Annotated in this window: 15 protein-coding genes; 3 read left to right on the top strand and 12 right to left on the bottom strand. The window is 72.0% G+C overall.

What is annotated here, in order from left to right:
- Nucleotides 1-4: 4 nt before the first annotated feature.
- The 5 genes from ABS735_RS25180 to ABS735_RS25200 all read right to left on the bottom strand — a co-directional run bounded on the left by ABS735_RS25180 (nt 5) and on the right by ABS735_RS25200 (nt 6,436).
- Nucleotides 5-2,701 carry a bifunctional acetate--CoA ligase family protein/GNAT family N-acetyltransferase gene (locus ABS735_RS25180; RefSeq protein ID WP_373900287.1) on the bottom strand — a complete coding sequence of 899 codons (2,697 nt, stop codon included), beginning with the start codon at nt 2,699-2,701 and terminating at the stop codon, nt 5-7.
- Nucleotides 2,702-2,851: 150 nt separating this feature from the next.
- Nucleotides 2,852-3,715, bottom strand: a complete 864-nt coding sequence (locus tag ABS735_RS25185; protein WP_373900286.1) for a universal stress protein — start codon at nt 3,713-3,715, stop codon at nt 2,852-2,854.
- Nucleotides 3,716-3,720: 5 nt separating this feature from the next.
- The gene (adhP, locus tag ABS735_RS25190) at nt 3,721-4,743 is read right to left on the bottom strand and encodes an alcohol dehydrogenase AdhP (protein WP_373900285.1); all 1,023 of its coding nucleotides are present in this window, start codon (nt 4,741-4,743) and stop codon (nt 3,721-3,723) included.
- 26 nt (nt 4,744-4,769) lie between these two features.
- The gene (locus tag ABS735_RS25195) at nt 4,770-5,675 is read right to left on the bottom strand and encodes a universal stress protein (RefSeq protein WP_373900284.1); all 906 of its coding nucleotides are present in this window, start codon (nt 5,673-5,675) and stop codon (nt 4,770-4,772) included.
- A 152-nt stretch (nt 5,676-5,827) separates the two neighbouring features.
- Nucleotides 5,828-6,436 carry a hypothetical protein gene (locus ABS735_RS25200; RefSeq protein ID WP_373900283.1) on the bottom strand — a complete coding sequence of 203 codons (609 nt, stop codon included), beginning with the start codon at nt 6,434-6,436 and terminating at the stop codon, nt 5,828-5,830.
- A gap of 89 nt (nt 6,437-6,525) precedes the next feature.
- Here ABS735_RS25200 and ABS735_RS25205 point away from each other — a divergent pair, with 89 nt between their 5' ends.
- On the top strand, nt 6,526-7,746 hold the full coding sequence (locus ABS735_RS25205; protein ID WP_373900282.1) for an IS256 family transposase: 1,221 nt from the start codon (nt 6,526-6,528) through the stop codon (nt 7,744-7,746).
- 401 nt (nt 7,747-8,147) lie between these two features.
- Entirely contained in the window at nt 8,148-9,131 is a 984-nt protein-coding gene (locus ABS735_RS25210; RefSeq protein WP_373900281.1) for an Acg family FMN-binding oxidoreductase, read from the top strand.
- Nucleotides 9,132-9,226: 95 nt separating this feature from the next.
- Here the strand turns inward: ABS735_RS25210 and ABS735_RS25215 are convergent, their stop codons facing one another.
- From ABS735_RS25215 to ABS735_RS25245, 7 genes are all read right to left on the bottom strand, one after another.
- Nucleotides 9,227-9,886, bottom strand: coding sequence for an OsmC family protein (locus tag ABS735_RS25215; RefSeq protein WP_373900280.1), 660 nt, complete (start codon nt 9,884-9,886; stop codon nt 9,227-9,229).
- Nucleotides 9,887-10,142: 256 nt separating this feature from the next.
- A complete protein-coding gene (locus ABS735_RS25220) occupies nt 10,143-11,900 on the bottom strand; it encodes a sensor histidine kinase (protein WP_373900279.1) in 1,758 nt (585 codons plus the stop codon).
- A 121-nt stretch (nt 11,901-12,021) separates the two neighbouring features.
- Entirely contained in the window at nt 12,022-13,047 is a 1,026-nt protein-coding gene (gene gap / locus ABS735_RS25225; protein WP_373900278.1) for a type I glyceraldehyde-3-phosphate dehydrogenase, read from the bottom strand.
- Nucleotides 13,048-13,211: 164 nt separating this feature from the next.
- On the bottom strand, nt 13,212-13,910 hold the full coding sequence (locus ABS735_RS25230; RefSeq protein ID WP_373900277.1) for a response regulator: 699 nt from the start codon (nt 13,908-13,910) through the stop codon (nt 13,212-13,214).
- Between the two features lie 93 nt (nt 13,911-14,003).
- Nucleotides 14,004-14,744, bottom strand: a complete 741-nt coding sequence (gene pflA / locus ABS735_RS25235) for a pyruvate formate-lyase-activating protein (RefSeq protein WP_373900276.1) — start codon at nt 14,742-14,744, stop codon at nt 14,004-14,006.
- Nucleotides 14,745-14,761: 17 nt separating this feature from the next.
- A complete protein-coding gene (gene pflB, locus ABS735_RS25240; RefSeq protein WP_373900275.1) occupies nt 14,762-17,020 on the bottom strand; it encodes a formate C-acetyltransferase in 2,259 nt (752 codons plus the stop codon).
- A gap of 142 nt (nt 17,021-17,162) precedes the next feature.
- Entirely contained in the window at nt 17,163-18,107 is a 945-nt protein-coding gene (locus ABS735_RS25245) for a universal stress protein (protein WP_373900274.1), read from the bottom strand.
- A 231-nt stretch (nt 18,108-18,338) separates the two neighbouring features.
- Between ABS735_RS25245 and ppdK the strand changes: the two genes are divergently transcribed.
- On the top strand, nt 18,339-21,035 hold the full coding sequence (gene ppdK / locus ABS735_RS25250) for a pyruvate, phosphate dikinase (protein WP_373900273.1): 2,697 nt from the start codon (nt 18,339-18,341) through the stop codon (nt 21,033-21,035).
- Nucleotides 21,036-21,039 lie beyond the last annotated feature (4 nt).

Raw genomic sequence — 21,039 nt, forward strand, 5'->3', positions numbered from 1 at the left:
CTCCTCAGCGCAGTCGGCGCAGATAGGGGTCCTGCGGCCGCCGGGGCAGCAGACGTATCCGCGCGTCGAGAACGGTGACCCCGCCGGGTGTGGCGAGGACCGGGTTGAAGTCGGCCTCGGCGAGCTGCGGCAGGTCCGTGGCCATGCAGGACAACCGGTGGAGCACCTGTTCCAGTCCCTCCAGGTCGACGGGGCCGCCTCCTTGCGTGCCGAAGAGCAGGGGGGCGCAGCGCGGGGCGGTGATCAGGTCGTGCACGTCCCGACCGGTGAGCGGGGCGAGGCGGGCGGCGTGGTCGGCGAGTACCTCCGTCGCCGTGCCGCCCAGGCCGAAGACGACGAGCGGGCCGAAGACGCCGTCCTGGACGACGCCGGCGAACAGTTCGGTGCCGCGGGATGCGAGCGGCTGGACGACGACTCCGGTCATGAGTCCTTCGAAGCGGGTGCGCAGGTCCTGGAAGGCCGTGCGTACCTGGGCCTCGTCGCGCAGGTCGAGGTGGACGGCGTGCTGAAGGCTCTTGTGCACGAGTCCGGGCCAGTGTGCCTTGAGGACCACTCGGCCGTCGGTGCCGCGCAGGCGTGCGGCGGCGCGTACGGCGTCGTCCTCGGTCTCGGCCCAGGCCCAGGGCTGCTGGGGGATGCCGTAGCAGGAGAGGAGTTCGGCGCAGGCACGCGGGTCCAGCCAGCCTCCGTCCGGCTGCTGGGCGAGGAAGCCGTCCGCCAGGGCGTGCGCACGGGGGGTGTCGATGTCGTCCAGGTCCGGCACGGTGCCGACAGGCCGGGCGAGCCACGCGGCTCGTCGGGCGGCGTGGGCCAACGCCCGGGCCGCCGCCTGCGGTTCGGCGTACGCGGGGATCGCCTCGCCGTCGGTGACGGGCAGCAGGGTGACCGGCAGGTCCTGTTCCAGGCGTACGACGATGACGGGCTTGGCCCGGCGGCCGGGGCCCTGGGTGACGGCCCGGACCAGGTCGTCACCCGTCGCCGCGGCGACCGCCGTGGGGACGAGGGCCACCAGGACCGCGTCGACGGCCGGGTGACCCGCGAGCCGCTCGACGCAGGCGCTCAACGCGTCCTCGGTCACGGCGGCGGTGGCGTCCACGGGGTTGCCGGCGCTCGCTCCGGCGGGCAGCGCGGCGAGCAGGTCGTCGGCCAGTTCGGGGCTGGGCGGGTTGAGGGTCAGGCCGGCTTCGGCGCAGGCGTCGGCGGCCAGTACTCCCGCGCCGCCGGCGTTGGTGATCACGGCGACGCGGATGCCGGCCGGCAGTGGCTGTGCGTGCAGCAGGGCCGCCGCTTCCAGCAGCTCGCCGACGGAGCGGGTCGCGGTGATGCCGGCCTGGGTGAACAGTGCCTGGCGGGTCATCGTGCCGGTGGCCGCGGCGGCGGTGTGCGAGGCGGCGGCGCGGCGGCCGGCGTCGGTGCGGCCGGCGTCGACGGTCAGCACCGGCATGCGCCGGGTGACACGCCGGGCGGTGCGGGAGAAGGCCCGCGGGTTGCCGAAGGACTCCAGGTGGAGCAGGGCGAGGTCGGTGCGGCCGTCGCTCTCCCACCACTGGAGGAGATCGTTGCCGCTGACGTCGTACTTGTCGCCGAGCGAGGCGAACGCGGAGACGCCGATGCCCAGCCGGGACAGTCCCTCCAGCAGGGCGATGCCGACGCCGCCGGACTGTACGGCGACCCCCGCGGTCCCGGCACGCGGGTGCGCGGCGGCGAAGGTGGCGTCGAACCGGTGCCCGGGGGCGGTGTTGGCCACGCCGAGGCAGTTGGGGCCGACCAGGCGCATCCCGTGGGCCCGGCATGCGGTGAGCAGGGCCTCGGACTGCTCCGTGTCGAGTCCGGCGGAGACCACGACGAGGGCGCGTACTCCCGCCTTGCCGCACTCCTCGGCGACGGCCGGCACGGTCCCGGCCGGGCTGGCCACGACGACCAGGTCAGGGGCGACGGGAAGGGCGCCGACGGAGGGGTAGGACGGTACCCCGAGGATCGCCCTGGCGGCCGGGTTCACCGCGAACAGGCGGCCGGTGAAGCCGCCCTCGTGGAGGTGGTGCAGCAGGGCGCGTCCCACCGAGCCGGGACGGCGGCCGGCCCCGACGACGGCGATGGACCGGGGCTTCAGCAGCGGCTCCAGGCTGGCCACGTCGGCGGCCCGTCCCCGGGCCTCCGAGGCCGTCAAGTACGTCTCGTCCTCGTGCAGGTCGATGACGCAGTGCACCTCGGGCCCGTCGAACCGCCGGGTCGCGGCGAGGCCGAGGTCGGCGAAGAGCCGCAGCACCTCGTGGTTCTCGCTGAGGGCGTCGGCGGTGAAGCCGGTGATGCCGTCGGCCCGGGCGGCCGAGACGAGGTGCTCGACGAGCAGGGTTCCCACGCCCCGGTGGTGCAGCCCGTCGGCGACCGCTACGGCGAGTTCGGCGGTGCGCGGCGCGTCGTCGTCGGCGTGGTACTCGACGAGGCCGATGACCTGTCCCGCGCGTTCGGCGAGCAGGGCCCGGTGCCCGCGCCGGGCCGGAGCGCACACGGTGTCGGCGGCCGGGCCGGCGGAGCGGGAGCCGGCGGAGAAGAAGCGCAGGCGGCGGTTGTCCGGGGACATCTCCGCGTAGAGCCCTTCCAGTTGATCGTGGTCCCCGGGCTCGACGGCACGGATGCGGACGGTGGTGCCGTCCTTGAGCAGCGCGTGAACCGCGGGGCGGTAGGACGTGTCGTCCTTCATGACGGTTCTCCCTCGAGCCGCTCGGGTCCCTTGACTTGTCGAGCATCTGTCACGACGTCGGCCGCGCCCAGGGACCGACCGGGGGTACTCGATGGGCCGGTCGGCCTCAGGTCCCATGCCGGTCGTCCCACGCGCGGCAGCCCGGGACCGTCACGCCGCGTCGGGTACGACCGCGATCGGGCAGGTGGCGTGGTGCAGGAGCGTGTGGGCGACCCGGCCGAGGCGGTGCCCGAACTGTCCGGGACGCCGTCGGCCGACGACCAGCAGGTCCGCCTCGTGCGAGGCGGTCAGCAGCACCCGGCGGGCAGGTCCCTCGACCGTGTGCGGGCGCAGGCGCGCGTCCGCTGGGACACCGGCGAGCGCGGCCTCCAGCTCTTTGGCCGCCCGTTCCTCGTGCAGACGCTCGGGCGTGCCCGCGAGCAGGGGGTGGTCGGCCGTGTCGTGCGTGGGGCATCGCCACGCCCGTACCGCGTCCAGGGCGGCCCCGCGCCGCCGGGCCTCCTCGTAGGCGAACCGCACCGCCGCCGTGGGCGCGTCGCCCACACCGACGACGATGCGGCCGCGCCGGCCGTCGGCGGCCCGGTTGTCGTGGTTCCCGCGGATCACGACGACCGCGCAGTCCGCCGCGGTGGCCACGGCCAGGCTGACCGAGCCGAGCAGGAGGTCGGCGAGTTCGCCGCGCCCGCGGGTGCCCACGATCACGGCGGAGGCGTTGCGGGCCTCGCGCAGGAGAACGTACTCCGGTTCTTCGGCCATCGCTTCGGTGGTGACGGCGAGGTCCGGGTGGTGACGTCGGGCGCGGCGGGTGGCGACGACGAGGATGTCGTCGGGGGTGACGTGGCCGGACGGCTTGCCCAGCTCTCGGGCGAGCGAGGCGCCCTCGTAGCGGTCCCAGCGGTAGGCGTGGACGATCCGCAGGGGTACTCCGTGCAGGGCCGCCTCGTCGGCCGCCCAGTCGACGGCTCGCAGGCTCGACTCGGAGCCGTCGACGCCGACGACCATGGGCAGGTACATCGTTCTCAGCCTCCCGCGTTGAGATCGAACACGATCCGGGCCTTGACGTGACCGCCGAGAACCTCGTCGATGCAGTCGTTGACGGCGGCGAGCGGGCGGGTCTCCCGGATGACCTTCGTGCGGCCCTCGGCGTGCAACTGGAATACCTCGGCGAGGTCCTGCCTGGTGCCGACGATGGAGCCGATGACCGAGGTGCCGTTGAGGACGGTGTCGAAGATCGGGACCTGGAGGGTGCCGTGCGCCGGCAGGGCCACCATGACGAGCTTCCCACCGCGCCGCAGACCGGAGTTGACGGCCTGGAAGGCGGCCGGGTTCACGGCGAGAGCGAGGGCGGCGTGCGCACCGCCGTGCCGCTTCAGCTCGGTGCCGACGTCCTGGGTGCGGGCGTCGATGACGATGTCGGCGCCGAGTTCCCGGGCGAGCTGCAGCTTGTCGTCGGTGACGTCGATCGCGGCGACCCGCGCTCCGGCGATCTTCGCGTACTGCACGGCGAGGTGGCCCAGTCCGCCCACGCCCGAGATCGCGACGAGCTGGGCGGGCCCGACGTCCGCGACCTTCAGCGCCTTGTAGGTGGTGACGCCCGCACAGGTCAGCGGGGCGGCGTCCAGGGCGCTGACGCCCTCGGGCACCGGCTGGGCGAAGTCGGCCCAGGCCAGCATCTTCTCGGCGTATCCGCCGTCGCAGCCGTACCCGGTGTTGATCTGGCTCTCGCACAGGGTCTCCCAGCCGGACCGGCAGTGCTCGCACCGTCCGCACGCCTTGCCGAGCCAGGGCACGGCGACGCGTTGTCCGACGGCGAGGTGGGTCACGCCGTCGCCCAGCTTCTCGACGAGGCCGACGCCCTCGTGGCCGGGGACGAACGGCGGGGTGGGCTTGACCGGCCAGTCTCCGTGCGCGGCGTGGATGTCGGTGTGGCACAGACCGGACGCCTCGACGCGCACGCGGACCTGTCCCGGGCCCGGTTCGGGATCGGGGCGGTCCTCGATGACCAGAGGCTTGCCGAACTCCCGGACAACCGCTGCCTTCATGGTGCCTGCTCCTTCGGTCGGTCGCGTCAGTCGTGGGCGACGACGGCGACGGGGGTGGTGGCGTGGTGCATGACCGCGTGGGCGACGGCGCCGATGTGCGCGCCGAACGGGCTGCGGCGGACGCGGCGGCCGACCACGACGAGGGAGGCGTCGCGGGCCGCGTCGATGAGGTGCTCGGCGGGGCTGCCGAGCCGGCAGGCCTCGGTCACCTCGACGTCCGGGTACTTCTCCCGCCAGGGCAGCAGCGCCTCGGTGAGCGCTTCGGCCTGGGCGCGGGCCAGTTCCTCGCGCGGATCGAAACCGGCGGCCAGGCTGTAGCTGTAGGAGGACGGCAGGTTCCAGGCCCTCAGGGCGGTCAGTGGGGCCCCACGGCGCCACGCCTCCTCGAAGGCGAAGGCGAGGACGGTCTCGTCGGGGCAGCCGGTGTCCAGACCCACGACGACGGGCCGGAAGCCGGTGGCGGCGGACGGAATGCCGGCGGGGTCCTTCACGTGCTCGTCGGCGGCCTGTTCGCCTGCTCGGACGAGGATCACCGGCGCCTCCGCGCGGGCGATCACGGACTGGCCGACGGACCCGACCAGGAAGCCCGTGAGGCCGCTCAGGGCGCGCGAGCCCAGCACCAGCAGTTCCGCCTCACGGGTGGCGGCGAGCAGGACGTCTGCCGGAGCCCCCGCCCGCTGCTCGGTGGTCACCTCGACCCCGGGGTGACGCAGCCTCAAGCCCTCGGCCGCATCCCGGGGGATCCGTTCGGTCCAGTGCTGGTGCGTCTCGGCACCGAGGAACGGGGCCTGGGCCATGGGCTCCGGTACCGGCTGCCACACGTGGAGCAGCCGTACCGGCACCTGGCGCAGCGCGGCTTCGCGGGCCGCCCACTCTGCGGCTGCCCGGCTCTCGGGCGAGCCGTCGAGTCCCACGGTGATCGTGCGGGCCATGCTGGCCACCTCCTGTGTCGTTCGTTCTGTTCTCAGCGTCTCTTCGGGCGGTCCCGGGGGGCAGGGGCCTGTGGTCCCTGGACGGGGCCGACGGTCCCTGCCGGCAGGCCGACGGGGCGGGTCCTTGGGTGCGCCCGCCCCGCCAGTCGTGTTCAGCGCAGCCACGCGTGGTCGCGGACGATCGGGAGCCTGGCCCACAGCCGGCCCAGACCGAGCGCGTCACCCGTCGACACCACGGCCAGGGCGATCAACACCACCGCGTAGATCAGGTGGTAGTCGGCGAACGGGTTCGACGACATGCTCGCCGTCCCGTCCGACAGGTGCTTCGCGGGCGGCCACTCGGCCACCCACATCAGCGCCATCATCACCGTCCCCGCGAGCGCCGCCGCCCGCAGCGCCACTCCCGCCGTCAGCGCGAGCCCGACACCGAGCAGCCCCAGCATGAACAGCCAGTCCGCCCACGCCGCCCCGGCCCACGCGTGGAACGTCGACTCCATCGGCCCGACCGCGACATGCCCGAGGAAGCCCTCGGTCGGCGAACCACCGTCGATCCAGCCCCTGCCGGACGGGGTGGCATAGCCGAACCCGAACGTCTTGTCGAGGAACGCCCACAGGAAGACGAACCCCATCAGCACCCGCGCCGAGGCCCAGACATAGGCCCGTGCGGTGAGCGTGCCGGCCTCCGCCGACGATGGCGTCCCGCTGTGTGGTGTAGGGGATCTCCGCGGTTGAGTGCGCGGGTTCTGCTCCCTGGGGTGCACCGTCTGCCGGTGACTGTGCCCTGCTCAACTGGCAGGCCACCGTGCAACTGTCCGGAGTGAACGGGCAGTTCGACCCCAGGGGGTGCACGATGGCCTTGTCCCAGCATGACCTACTTCGCCTGCTTGAGTCACTACGTTCGGCCGATGGCCTTGAACTCGTCCGCGAGATCGCCGAAAGGCTGCTCCAGGAACTGATCGAGGCCGAGGCCACCACAAAGATCGGCGCCGAGTGGGGCGAACACACCGACACCCGCACCACCTGGCGCAACGGACACCGCGAGAAGACAGTGACCACACAGGCCGGTGACCTGGAACTCGCCATCCCGAAACTACGGGCCGGAAGCTTCTTCCCCAGCCTCCTCGAACGCCGCCGGCGGATCGATCAGGCCCTCTACGCGGTCATCATGGAGGCATACGTCCACGGCGTCTCCACCCGCTCCGTCGACGACCTGGTCAAAGCCCTCGGCTCCGATACCGGGATATCGAAAAGTGAGGTCTCCCGAATCTGCGCTGAGCTCGACGAACAGCTGGACGCCTTCCGCACCCGGCCTCTGGACCACATCCGGTTCCCCTACCTGTTCCTCGACGCCACCTACGTCAAGGCCCGCGTCGACCACCGCATCGTCTCCCAGGCGATCGTCATCGCCACCGGCGTCACCCAGGACGGCGGCCGCGAAGTCGTCGGCGTCATGGTCGGCGACAGCGAGACCGAAGCCTTCTGGGCCCAGTTCCTACGTCACCTGCGAGAACGCGGCCTGAGCGGCGTCCGCCTGGTCATCTCCGACAGCCACAGCGGTCTGGTCAAAGCGATCCGCAAGGTCATGCTCGGCGCCGCCTGGCAGCGCTGCAGGGTCCACTTCGTCCGCAACGTCTTCGCCGTGATCCCGAAAGGCTCGGCGGAGATGGTCGCCGCGACGATCCGCACAATCTTCGCCCAGCCCACCGCGGACGCCGTCCGCACCCAGCTCGACACCGTGGCAGACATGCTCGGCCGACAGTTCCCCAAGGTCAGAGAGATGCTGCTGGAGGCCAAGGAAGATCTGACCGCGTTCGCGGACTTTCCCCACCAGCACTGGAAGAAGATCCAGTCGACGAACCCGCTGGAGCGGCTGAACCGGGAGATCAAACGCCGCACCGACGTCGTCCAGGTCTTCCCGAACCCGCCCGCCGTCCTCCGCCTCGCGACCGCGGTCCTCGCCGAACTCCACGACGAATGGATCGCCTTGCCCCGCCGCTACCCCTCCAACGAAAGCATGGACGCCCTCTACCCCGACGACACGATCCTCCTACCCGCCACGTCAGACGACTGATCATTTACACCACGGCAAGGGGCATGACCTCCGCCGACCCTGCCGCCCCCGGCACGGAACCGGCGTGGTTCCGGCGGAACGACGGCAGGTGGAAACCCGAACTACGGTGCGTGGACTGGTGCACGGCCATGACAGTGCCCCCTTCAGAGAAGATCCGGCTGGTTCCTGACACCACTCACTCTCCCGCCCCCAACCACCGCGCACCCGACGCCGAAGGTCCACACCCCAGGGACTCAACAGCCCCAATCCACAGGGACCTTCGGCCACCACCGGACGCCAAGGCCGAACGGTGCCGGGCGGTGCCCGTACGGCCCTTTACGCACGCGCCGGCGGGGACCAAGGCTGGGAAGGGTCCACCCACCAGCCCAGCCGGCCTCGGACGTGGGCGGGAAGGAGTCCCGATGAGCTCGTCAGCCCTCGATGCCCCGGCACTGGAACGGTTGGTCGCGGCGGCCGTGGCCGCACCGTCCCTGCACAACACTCAGCCCTGGCGCTTCCGGCTCGATACCGACACCCGCACGGTACGCATCCACGCCGCCGCGGACCGGGCGCTGCGCCACACCGATCCGGTGGGCCGCGCCGTGCACCTGTCCGTGGGCTGCGCGGTCCTCAATCTGCGCGTCGCCGCCGCCCACTTCGGCTGGGAGCCGGTGCCCCGGCTGCTCCCGTGCCCGGACCGTCCCGCTCTGCTCGCCACGGTCCGGCTCGCCGAATCGGTGCGCGGTGCACCGACAACCGGCCTGTACGAGGCGGTGTGGCGCAGGCACAGCAGTCGTTTCCCCTTCTCCGGGCAACCGCTGCCGTCGGACCTGCTCGCCGAGCTGGCCGAAGCGGCACACCTGGAGGGGGCGGCTCTGCGTTTCCTGGGACGCAACGACACTCACCGGGTGTTGCGCGCCACACGGGAGGCGGAGTGGCGCAACCGGGCGGACGCCGATCGCGCAGCCGAGAGCCGCCGACTGGTCAGTGGCCCGCACTCCCAGTCGCTGGGACTTCCGTCAGCGGCTCTGGGTCCGCAGGACGCGCTGGAGCGCATGCCCATGCGGGACTTCGGGGCACAGCGGCACCCGGACGTGCTGCCTGCCCGCGCCTTCGAGACGCGTCCGACGCTCGCGCTGCTGTCCACGGCACACGACCGGCGGACGGACTGGCTGCGGGCCGGACAGGCCCTGGAACGCGTACTTCTGCTGGCCACCCGGCGCGGAGCGCGCGCGTCGCTTCTTCACCAGGCCATGGAGTGGCCCGATCTGCGCCGGGTCCTCGACGGTCTCCCGGTCGACGGCCCTCGCGTGCACTCGCAGATGGTGATCCGGCTCGGGTACGGACCCGAAGGACCGGCCTCGCCGCGTCGCCCGGTCGAGGAGGTGATGGAAGCCGACGTGTGAACACGCGCGCCGCCCGGTCCCGTCGACGACGCGACCGGGCGGTGTTCTTCCGGCGTCGGCCGGCGCGGGCGCTCCGTACCCGTCTGCGGTGCGTGTCACCCCGCCTCAACGGGCCCGTGCTCCCTCGCCTGCGACATCTCCGGCTCGCACCGGACGTGCACCTGTACCTCGGGAGCGTCGGCCAGTGTGTTGCTCACCGTGCAGTGGGAGACCACCGCGCGCATCGCGGCCAGCCGCTCCGCGGGCAGGGACGGGGCGTGGACGGTCATCGACAGGGCGGCGACCCGTGCGGGGCGGTCGTCGGCCATGCGGAAGTCCGCCTGGACGGTCAGGCCGTCCCGGCTGAGACCGTGCCGGTCCAGATACCGGCCCGCGTAGTGCGCGGTGCAGGAGGCCACGGACGCGACGAAGAGTTCCACGGGTGTGGGTGCCGTGTCCCTGCCGCCTTCGGCCCGTGGCTGGTCGACGGTCAGGACGTGACCCCGTACCCGCATCTCGAAGGCGTCGCCGGCGACAGGCGTCACCTCGACGCGTCCGGCCGGCCCGTCTGGAGCGGGCTCCACGGCGGCGGCCTGGAAGAGCAGCAGACCAGCCAGGCGCCGAGCCTCTTCGGCCGTCAGCGACAGCCACGGGGCCCGGCTGTCGTGCGGGGCACGGGGAGTGTCCAGGACGACGCGTCCCATGGACGCCGGGAGATCATGGGGCGCGAGGCGTGTGACGTTGAGGGTGCGTCCACAGCGGCTGGTCATCTTCATGGCGTCTCCCTGCCGGGTGCCTTGCCCGCGAGCTTCCGGCGTGCTCGTCCCAGGGGCTCCGCCCACCCGAGCCGGGCCGGCGGGCGGGACGGTCCCGGTCGTCCGTCCTGACGCCTTCCATCCGACCGCGGTCGCGGTGCGCCGTCTTGGGCCGTGGGGCCCGCACGGTGAGCCGATGGTCCCGGTGACCGGCCGGCCTCGATCGCAGGGGCCTCAAGGAGCCATCAAGGTGCCGCTCGTCCGCCGACGCCGTGCGTCACTGGGCGGGCCTGCCGCTTTCCGTCGTGTCCGGGGACTGCGCCAGCGGCGCGTGCCACACCAGCCGTGTCCCCTTCCCAGCGGGGCTTTCCAGCTCCATGCCCCCACCGAGCTTCTGCGCTCGCTCGGCCATGTTGGTCAGACCACTGCGGCGGCCTCCGTCCGGGATGCCGACGCCGTTGTCCGTGACCGTCAGGCGGACCTGCTTGCCGTCCGTCTCCAGCACGACGTCGGTGCGGTCGGCGCCTGCGTGCCGGGCGACGTTGGTCAGGGACTCCGTGAGGACGGCCATGACGTGGTCGGCGGTCCGGCCGGGCACGTGCGTGTCGAGCAGACCCTCCATGCGGACACTGGGAGCGAAGCCCAGGAGCGGGGCGGCCTCGCCGATCGCGCGCACCGCGCGGGAGCGCAGGCCGGGCGCAGCGTCGTCGTCGCGGGAGCGCAGGCCGAAGATGGTCGACCTGATGATCTTGATGGTCTCGTCGAGGTCGTCCACCGCCCGCAGGATCCGCTCGGAGGCCATCGAATCCTGGACGCGGCGACCGGCGCTCTGCAGGGTCATGCCGGTGGCGAAGAGCCGTTGGATGGCCAGGTCGTGCAGGTCGCGTGCGATGCGGTCGCGGTCCTCCAGCAGTGCGATCTGTTCGGCGTCCGCGCGTCGTTCCGCCAGCTCCATCGCGACGGCGGCCTGGGCGGCGAAGACCTGGAGCGGCTCGGTCTCCTTCTCGGAGAATTCCGCGCCACCCGAGCGCCGGACCAGAAGCACGACACCGCGGGCCTCGTCGCCCGAGCCGATCGGTACGGCGACGGCCGGTCCGAGTCCCTCGAAGCGTGGCGGAGCGGCCGAAACCCGGGTGTCACGTGAGACGTCCGGGCTGCTGACGGGCACCCGCTGAACGAACGCCTGCCCCATGAGCGTGCCCTCCACGGGCAGCACGATCCCAAGCCATACGTCGGCCTCGTGGCCTATGGCGAGTTCCACCGCGAGTGTGTCGGTTCCGCTCACCGGCATGGCCACCACGCTCAGGGCGGAAGCGGTGATCTCCCTGGCCCGTTCGGCGATCAGAGGCAACACCCCGCCCTGGTCCGCGCCGGACATCAGCGTGTGGGTGATCTCGGCGTTCACCTGGAGCCAGCGCTCACGCAGCCGGGACTCCTCGTAGAGGCGGGCGTTGTCGATCGCCACGCCGGCCGCCACGGCCAGCGTCGCCAGCACCGACTCGTCGTCCTCGTCGAACTGCTGCCCGCCGCGCTTCTCCGTCAGATAGAGGTTGCCGAAGACGTGGTCCCGCACCCGGATCGGTACGCCGAGGAAGGTGTTCATCGGCGGGTGGTGAGCCGGGAAGCCGTAGGACGCGGAGTGCTCGGAGAGCTTGGCCAGGCGCAGCGGCTCGGGACGGCGGATCAACTCCCCCAGGATGCCGTGGCCCTCCGGGTAGGGGCCGATCCGCGCGATCTGCTGCGCATCGACGCCCACCGTGTGGAAGGCCGACAGCCGCTTGCCGTCCGGGCCGATCACGCCGAGCGCCGCGTACTCCGCGTCGACCAGGGCCGCCGCGGCCTCGACGATGCTGCGCAGCGCCTGCTCCAGGTCGAGCTCGCGGCCGACCGACAGCACGGCTTCCAGGAGGCTGTGGACCCGGTCCCGGGTGCCGCGCGCCGCGTCCAGACGGGCCTGCAGCTCCTCCAGCAGCTCGTCCAGCCGCAGCTGAGGCAGCCGTACCCGCGCCTCGCGGGCTTCCTCGGCGTTCTCCACCGCTGCTCCTCCAACGCCTCACCGCATGTCGGCAGCCTTACCGTGCACCTGCCACGGTAGCGGCTCGAACAGGGAGACGATAAGGGATCAGCGCCGCCGCGGGACCGACTGGCCGGAACTGTCAGCGCCGGGGCAGTCGGGCCGCGACGTACGAGGTGAGGTCGAGCAGGCGGTTGGTGTAGCCCCACTCGTTGTCGTACCAGCCGAAGACCTTGACCAGGTCACCGTGGGTCTGGGTGAGCGGGGCGTCCAGGACGCAGGAGGCGGGGTCGCCGACCACGTCGCGGGAGACGATCGGGGCGTCGGACACCCGCAGGACGTCCTTGAGCGGTCCCTCGGCGGCCTCCCGGTAGGCGGCGTTGATCTCATCAGCACTCACCGCCCGCTCGAGGACCACGGTCAGGTCGGTCAGCGAGCCGTCCTCGACCGGGACGCGCACGGCGCTGCCGTCCAGCGTGCCCGCCAGCTCGGGCAGGACCAGGCCCACGGCGCGAGCGGCGCCGGTCGTGGTGGGGATGATGTTGACCGCCGCCGAGCGGCCGCGGCGCAGGTCCTTGTGAGGGCCGTCCAGGACCACCTGGTCGTTGGTGTAGCCGTGGATCGTGGTCATCAGTCCTTTGACGACGCCGAAGTGGTCGTCGAGGACCTTGACCATGGGGGCCACGCAGTTGGTGGTGCACGAGGCGTTGGAGATCACGTGATGGTGCTCCGGGTCGTACGTTCCTTCGTTGACGCCCATGACGATCGTGGCGTCGACGTCCTTGCCGGGCACGGACAGAAGCACTTTGCGCGCGCCGGCCGCCAGGTGCAGGCCGGCCTGCTCGCGGGTGCGGAAGCGGCCCGTGGACTCGATCACCACGTCCACGCCGAGGTCTCCCCAGGCCAGCCCGGCCGGATCGCGCTCGGCGGTCACCGCGATGCGGTGCCCGTCCACGGTCAGCGAGGTCTCGTCGTGCTCGACGGGGCGGTTCAGCCGCCCGTACGTCGAGTCGTAGGTCAGCAGGTGCGCCAGCGCCGCCGGGGAGGTGACGTCGTTGACCGCCACCACCTCCAGCGGCGCTGCCGCGGGTCCGGTGCGTTCCAGGACGCAGCGCAGGTAGTTCCGGCCGATGCGGCCGAAGCCGTTGATGCCCACTCGCACGGTCATGTCTTCCGTCCTCCCCTTGGTGCGGCGATGCCCGGCGGTGTTCCCGGATCGCTCTCAGCCTGCCGCCCGGTTGTGCGTCCGGGCATGGGCCGGGCGGGGGCGGACCGTGGGACCTTCGGCCCCCACGGGGGGCCGGGTGCGGGGCCGACCGGCGGGCCGGCCCGCTACTGGCCTTCGGTGCGCATCCGGTCCCGTGCCTGGGTGGCGATGACGGCGGCCTGGATACGGCGTTCCACGCCGAGCTTGGCGAGCAGCCGGGAGATGTGGTTCTTGACCGTCTTCTCGGCCAGGTAGAGCCGCTGACCGATCTGCCGGTTGGTGAGCCCCTCGCCGATCAGTTCCAGGATCTCGCGTTCCCGGTCGGTGAGACCCGGCAGCATCTCCGGCTCCTCGGCCGGCTGCTGCCCGCCGCCCCGCAGCCGTGCCATCAGCTTGGTCGTGGCGCTGGCGTCCAGCAGGGACTGGCCGCGGGCCACCGTCCGCACGGCCGAGACCAGGTCCGAGCCCTGGATCTGCTTCAGGACGTATCCGGCGGCGCCCGCCATGATCGAGTCCAGCAGCGCCTCTTCGTCGTCGAAGGAGGTCAGCATCAGGCAGGCCAGGTCCGGCATCTTCGAGCGCAGCTCGCGGCAGACGGTCACGCCGTCTCCGTCGGGCAGGCGCACGTCGAGGACGGCCACGTCGGGGCGCAGGGCGGGGACCCGGACCAGCGCCTGTTCCACCGTCGCCGCTTCTCCGACCACGGTGATGTCCGGTTCGTCGTCCAGCAGGTCGTGCACCCCACGCCGTACCACTTCATGGTCGTCCAGGAGGAAGACCCTGATCGGGCTTCCCGTGCTGTCGCCCTGCTCGCTGTGCGCCATCGAATGCTCCTCGCAATGCCTCGGCCTGTGTCGGAATCCTGTCTTCCCAGGATGGCCGAGGAACAGGGCCGGTCGGCCCCCATTTCGCCCGCGTCAGTGGGCCATGAGGCCGCGCTCACGGAACTGGCCCCGTACCCGGTCCACCAGCGCCCTGTCGGGAACGGGGGCGTCACGCAGGGGGAAGGGGATGCCCAGGGCGTCGTACTTGGCGGCGCCGAGCTTGTGGAACGGCAGGATGTCGACCCGCTCCACGCACCCCAGACCGGAGAGGAATCCGGCGAGTCCGTCGACGGCGTCCTCGTCGTCGGTCCACCCGGGCACCAGGACGTACCTGATCCACACGCGCTTGCCCAGCCGGTCGAGACGGGTGGCGAAGTTCAGGGTGGGGGCGAGGGCGCCACCGGTCAGCTTCCGGTAGGTCGTGACGTCGAAGGACTTGATGTCCAGCAGCACCAGGTCGGTGTCGGCCAGGAGCCCGTCCGTGGCGCGGGCGCCGAGGAAGCCGGAGGTGTCGAGGGCGGTGTGCAGGCCGGCCTCCTGGCAGCGGCGCAGGACCGCTCCGGTGAACGCCGGCTGGAGCAGGGGCTCGCCGCCGGTGAGGGTCACGCCCCCGCCGGCCGTGCTGACGAAGCCCCGGTACCTGTCGATCTCCGCCATCACCTCGTCGACGGTGGCCTCCCGGCCGTCTCGCATGTGCCAGGTGTCCGGGTTCGCGCAGTACAGGCAGCGCAGGGGGCAGCCGCTGGTGAAGAGGACGAACCGGGTCCCGCGACCGTCCACGCCGGTGGACAGGTCCCAGGAGTGGATCCGGCCGGTGACCGATCCCGGTGCCACGATCGGGGGCACGGTACTCACAGCGATCCGTGGAAGGTGCGGCTGATCACGTCGAGCTGCTGCTCGCGGGTCAGGCGGACGAAGTTCACGGCGTAGCCGGAGACCCTGATCGTCAGCTCGGGGTACTTCTCCGGGTACTCCATCGCGTCCTCCAGCACGGCCCGGTCCAGCACGTTGACGTTCATGTGGAAGCCGCCCGCGGACACGTAGGCGTCGAGGATGCCGACCAGGTGACCGGCCCGCTCATCGGGGACGTGGCCGAGTCCTTCCGGGGTGATGGTGGTGGTCAGGGAGATGCCGTCGCGTGCCGCCTCGTAGGGCAGCTTGGCCACCGAGAGGGCGGAGGCGGCCACGCCGTGCTTGTCGCGGCCGTTCATCGGGTTGGCGCCGGGGGCGAAGGGCCGGCCGGCGCGGCGGCCGTCGGGGGTGTTGCCGGTGTGTTTGCCGTACACGACGTTGGAGGTGATGGTGAGCACGGACTGGGTGTGCTCGGCGTCGCGGTAGGTGGGGTGTTCGCGGACCTTCGCCATGAACGACTCCACCAGCTCGACGGCGAGGGCGTCGGCGCGGTCGTCGTTGTTGCCGTACGCCGGGAAGTCGCCCTCGGTGTGGAAGTCCACGGCGAGTCCGGTCGCGTCGCGGATGACCTTCACCCGGGCGTGCTTGACGGCGGAGAGGCTGTCGACGGCGACCGAGAGTCCGGCGATTCCGCAGGCCATGAAGCGGTGCACGGGGTGGTCGTGGAGGGCCATCTCGATGCGCTCGTAGGCGTACTTGTCGTGCATGTAGTGGATGACGTTGAGCGCGTCGACGTAGGTCCGGGCCAGCCAGTCCAGCACGCGGTCGTAGGCGGCCGACAGGTCGTCGTAGTCCAGATATTCGCCGGTCAGCGGGGGCATGGCGGGGGTGATCTGGTCGCCGGTCATCTCGTCACGGCCGCCGTTGACGGCGTACAGCAGCGCCTTGGCGAGGTTGACGCGGGCGCCGAAGAACTGCATCTGCCTGCCCACCGCCATCGCGGAGACGCAGCAGGCTATGGCGGTGTCGTCGCCGGTGCGCGGGCGCATCAGGTCGTCGGACTCGTACTGGACGGCGCTGGTGTCGATGGACACCTGGGCGCAGAACTCCTTGAAGCCGGCCGGGAGCCGGGGCGACCACAGGACGGTCAGGTTCGGTTCCGGGGCGGGGCCCAGGTTGTAGAGGGTCTGCAGGAAGCGGAAGGAGGTGCGGGTGACCAGCGGGCGGCCGTCGGCGCCGATGCCGCCGATGGACTCCGTCACACAGGTCGGGTCGCCGGAGAACAGGGCGTCGTACTCGGGGGTGCGCAGGAAGCGCACGATGCGCAGCTTGATGACGAAGTCGTCGATCAGCTCCTGGGCACGCCTCTCGTCGAGGAGCCCGTCGTCGAGGTCGCGCTGGAGGTAGACGTCCAGGAAGGTGGAGGTGCGGCCCAGGGACATGGCCGCGCCGTTCTGCTCCTTCACCGCGGCGAGGAAGCCGAGGTAGAGCCACTGGACGGCCTCCTGCGCGGTGGTCGCCGGCCGGGTGACGTCGCAGCCGTAGGACGCGGCCATCTCGGCCAGTTCGCCCAGCGCCCTGATCTGCTCGGCCAGTTCCTCGCGGTCGCGGACGACGTCTGCGGTGGACGGCCGGGTGTCCAGCAGGGCGCGCTCGGCGCGCTTGGCCTCGACGAGCCGGTCGGTGCCGTAGAGGGCGACGCGACGGTAGTCGCCGATGATCCGGCCGCGGCCGTAGGCGTCCGGCAGGCCGGTGATGATGCCGACCTTGCGGGCGGCGCGCATAGCGGGGGTGTAGGCGTCGAAGACACCCGAGTTGTGGGTCTTGCGGTAGGTGTCGAACACCTTCGTCACGAACGGGTCGGGCTCGTAGCCGTACGCCTTCAGCCCGTTCTCCACCATGCGCAGGCCACCGTTGGGCATGATCGCGCGCTTGAGGGGAGCGTCGGTCTGCAGGCCGACGATCAGCTCGAGGTCGCGGTCGATGAAGCCGGGGGCGTGCGAGGTGATGGTGGAGGGGGTGGCGGCGTCCACGTCGAGGACGCCCCTGCGCCGCTCCTCCGGGAAGAGTGCGCTGACCTTCTCCCAGACCGCGCGGGTGCGGTGCGTGGGGCCGGCCAGGAAGGAGGCGTCGCCCTCGTAGGGCGTGTAGTTGGCCTGGATGAAGTCGCGCACGTCGATGCGCTCACGCCACCCGCTCCCGGCGAACTGCTGCCAGGCGTCGGTGGTCCGGGGGCCGGCTGTCACCGTCGCGGTCATCACAGGTCCTCTCGTCGTACGGTCTTGTCACTGTCGATGCTCGTCGTGCGGGTGCGTGGCGAGGAGTGCCGGACAGGGCACCGGGCGGTCCCGTGCGGCCCCGGTCGGCCGGGACCATTGGCCCCGGCCTGCTGCCGTGGTGTCAGTCATGTGGAACCACGGCGACGGGGCATCCGACGTGGTGCAGTGCGGCGTGCGTGACCGGCCCCGTGTGGACACCGACCTGCTGATCGATGCCGCGGCGGCCCACCACCAGGAGGCCCGCCTCCTGCGCGGCCCGCACCAGGACGGCTGCGGCTCGGCCCTCGCTGACCGTCTCGGTCACGGGAACGGTCGGGTACTTCTCCCGCCAGGGCCGCAGCACCGCCGCCACGGTGCGCTCCTCGTCCGCCAGCGCCTGGGCCTGCGGCCGCGGGACGGGGGGCGGGCCCTCCGGGGCGGCGGACGCCAGGGGCAGGGACGGAACGGGTTCGGACCGGAAAGCGGTCCGGAAAGCGCGGACCACTCGCAGGCCGGTGCCACGCCGGCGGGCGGCGTCGAAGGCGAACTCGATCAGTTCGTCGCAAGGGCGGTCCGTCCGCAGCCCGAGGACCACCTGGCGGTAGGGCGTCTCCGGTATCTCCTCCGGGGCGACGCCGTCCGTGGCCGGAAGGTGCTCATCGGCGGCGGACCGTCCCGCGCGGACCAGTACGACCGGGCGGGTGGACCGGCCGACGACACGCTGGGAGACGGAGCCCGTGAGGAAGCCGCCCAGCGCTCCGAGGCCACGGGAACCGAGGACCAGCAGGTCGGCGTCGGCCGTGGCCTTGAGCAGGCCCGCCACCGTCGCGTCGCACACGAGTCGTTCGGTGATCCGTAGTCCCGGGTGGGCGGCGCGGACACTTCGTACGGCCTCGCGCAGGAGTTGCTCGGCCCAGTCGCGCTCGGTGCTGTCCATGGGCACGTACGGCGCGGGGCGGGGGTGGCGGTGCCAGACGTGGATCACGCCGAGTCCGGTTCCCCGCCGCTGAGCCTCCTGGGCCGCCCAGTGCGCGGCGGCGAGTCCTTCGGTCGATCCGTCGATCCCCACCACGATGTCCTGCGGCATGACGCGTCCCCTCCCTGATCGTTGAATTCCGATGGCTTCGAGCCTCGTCCCGGCCGTGCCGGTGGTCCACGGGCCGTACAGCCCCGGCAGGGCGCCGGTGGTCCCTCCGCAACGCCAGGCACGAGTCCGGGCCGACCGGTCCCTCACGCGGGACGGCCGGCACCTCGCGCCGAGCCCGCCCCCGTCCGACGCTGGAATCATCACGCCCCAACGCCTGAGGAGCGCAGCGCCATGGTCCGTTACGTGTACGACTTCACCGAGGGCGGCCGTGACATGGCCGATCTCCTCGGCGGCAAGGGATCGAACCTGGCGGAGATGACCCGGCTCGGGCTCCCCGTGCCGCCGGGATTCACCCTCACCACCGAGGCGTGCCGCGCCTTCCTGGAGACGGGCAGCGAACCCGCGGGCCTGTGGGAGGAGGTCTCCGCACACCTGTCGGCCCTCGAAGCCTCCGCCGGCCGTTCGCTGGGGCAGCCGGACGACCCGCTGCTGCTGTCCGTCCGCTCCGGCGCGAAGTTCTCCATGCCCGGCATGATGGAGACGATCCTCGACATCGGCCTCAACGACGACTCGGTCCTCGGGCTGGCCAAGGTCTCCGGCAGTGATCGTTTCGCCTGGGACTCCTACCGCCGCCTCGTCCAGATGTTCGGCAGCACGGTCATGGGCGTCGACTCCTCCCGGTTCGAGCGGTCCCTCGCCCTCCTCAAGGACCTGCGCGGCGTCCAGGACGACGTGCACCTGACGGCATCCGACCTGGCCGAGCTGGTCGAGACCTACAAGAACCTGATCCGCCTGGAGACCGGTGCCCCCTTCCCCCAGTCCCCCGCCGAGCAGCTGCACCGGGCGGTCCTGGCCGTCTTCGAGTCCTGGAACGGCGAACGCGCACGCCTGTACCGGCGCCGCGAACACATCGCCGACGACCTGGGTACCGCCGTCACCGTGCAGCGCATGGTCTTCGGCAACCTCGGCTCCGACTCCGGCAGCGGCGTCGCCTTCACCCGCGACCCGGCCACCGGCCGCCCCGGCCTGTACGGCGACTACCTGCCCGACGCGCAGGGCGAGGACGTCGTCGCCGGCATCCGCAACACCGTGCCGCTGGCCGAGCTGAAGTGCCTGGACGCCACGTCCTACGACGGGCTGCGCACGCACATGCGCACCCTGGAACGTCACTACCGGGACCTGTGCGACATCGAGTTCACCATCGAACGCGGCACCCTGTGGATGCTTCAGACCCGCGTCGGCAAGCGCACCGCCGAGGCCGCCTTCGTGCTCGCCGCCGCACTGGCCGACGAGGAGCTCATCACCCCGGACGAGGCGCTGGCCCGGGTGAGCGGCGAGGGCCTGGCCCGGCTGATGTTCCCGCGGTTCGACACCTCCGCGACCGGTGCCGCGCTGGCCCACGGTGTCCCCGCCTCTCCCGGTGCGGCGGTCGGGGCCGTGGTCTTCGACTCCGCCCAGGCCGTACGCCGCGCCGCGACCGGCGAGAAGGTCGTCCTCGTCCGCCAGGAGACCACCCCCGACGACCTGCCCGGCATGATCGCCGCACAGGCGGTCCTCACCAGCCGGGGCGGCAAGACCAGCCACGCGGCCGTCGTCGCCCGCGGCATGGGCAAAGTCTGCGTGTGCGGCGCCGAGGAGCTCACCGTGGACACCGGGGCCCGGCGCTTCACCGCCGCTGACGGCACCGTGGTCGAGGAGGGCACCGTCGTCTCGGTGGACGGCTCCGCCGGAGCGGTGTACGCGGGTTCGGTGCCGTTGGTGGACTCGGCGGTCATCCGGTATCTGGAGGACGGCCGGGGCGACGGTGGCGCGCAGGGCGTGGTCGACGCGGTGGCCCGGGCTCTGGCCCGCGCCGACACCGTGCGGCGCCTGGAGGTGCGGGCCAACGCCGACACCCCGCAGGACGCCGAACGGGCCCGCCGGTTCGGAGCGCAGGGCGTCGGTCTGTGCCGCACCGAGCACATGTTCCTCGGTGAGCGCCGCGAGCTGGTCGAGCAGATGATCCTGGCCGGCACGGACGCCGAGCGCGAGCGAGCCCTGGCGGACCTCCTGCCCCTTCAGCGGCAGGACTTCGTCGGCATCCTGGAGGCCATGGACGGTCTGCCGGTCACCATCCGGCTGCTGGATCCACCGCTGCACGAGTTCCTGCCCGACCACACCGAACTGGCGGTGCGGATCGGCTCCGCCCAGGCCCGTGGCGAGGAGCCCGATGCGCACGAGGTCGAGTTGCTGGGCGCCGTGAACCGCATGCACGAGGAGAACCCGATGCTCGGGCTGCGCGGTGTACGCCTGGGACTGGTCGTTCCCGGCCTGGTCGCCATGCAGGTCCGGGCGATCGGTGAGGCCGTGGCCGAGCGTCTGCTGGCCGGTGGCCGGCCCAGGGCGGAGATCATGGTCCCGCTCGTCGGTGACGTCCGTGAACTGCGCCTCGTGCGCGAGGAGGTGCGGCGGGTGCTGGCCGAGGTCTCACGGGCGGCCGGGGTCGCCCTCGACTGCCCGGTCGGCACCATGATCGAGCTGCCCAGGGCCGCCCTGACGGCGGGCCGGATCGCCGAGGAAGCCGAATTCTTCTCCTTCGGCACCAATGACCTGACGCAGACGACCTGGGGCTTCTCCCGCGACGACGTCGAGGCGGAGTTCTTCTCCGCCTACCTGGACAAGGGCGTCTTCTCCACGTCCCCCTTCGAGACGCTCGACCGCGAGGGTGTCGGCCGGCTGGTGGGCATCGCCGTCGCCGAGGGCCGCGCCACCCGCCCGGACCTCAAGATCGGGGTGTGCGGTGAGCACGGCGGCGACCCCGACTCGGTGCACTTCTTCCACACCGCCGGACTGGACTACGTCTCCTGCTCGCCGTTCCGGGTGCCGGTGGCACGACTGGAGGCGGGGCGGGCGGCGCTGGAGGAGACCGAGGGGAGCGACAGCAGGTGAACCG

The sequence above is a fragment of the Streptomyces sp. MMCC 100 genome (genome assembly GCF_041538145.2).
In the GTDB taxonomy this organism is placed as follows: domain Bacteria; phylum Actinomycetota; class Actinomycetes; order Streptomycetales; family Streptomycetaceae; genus Streptomyces.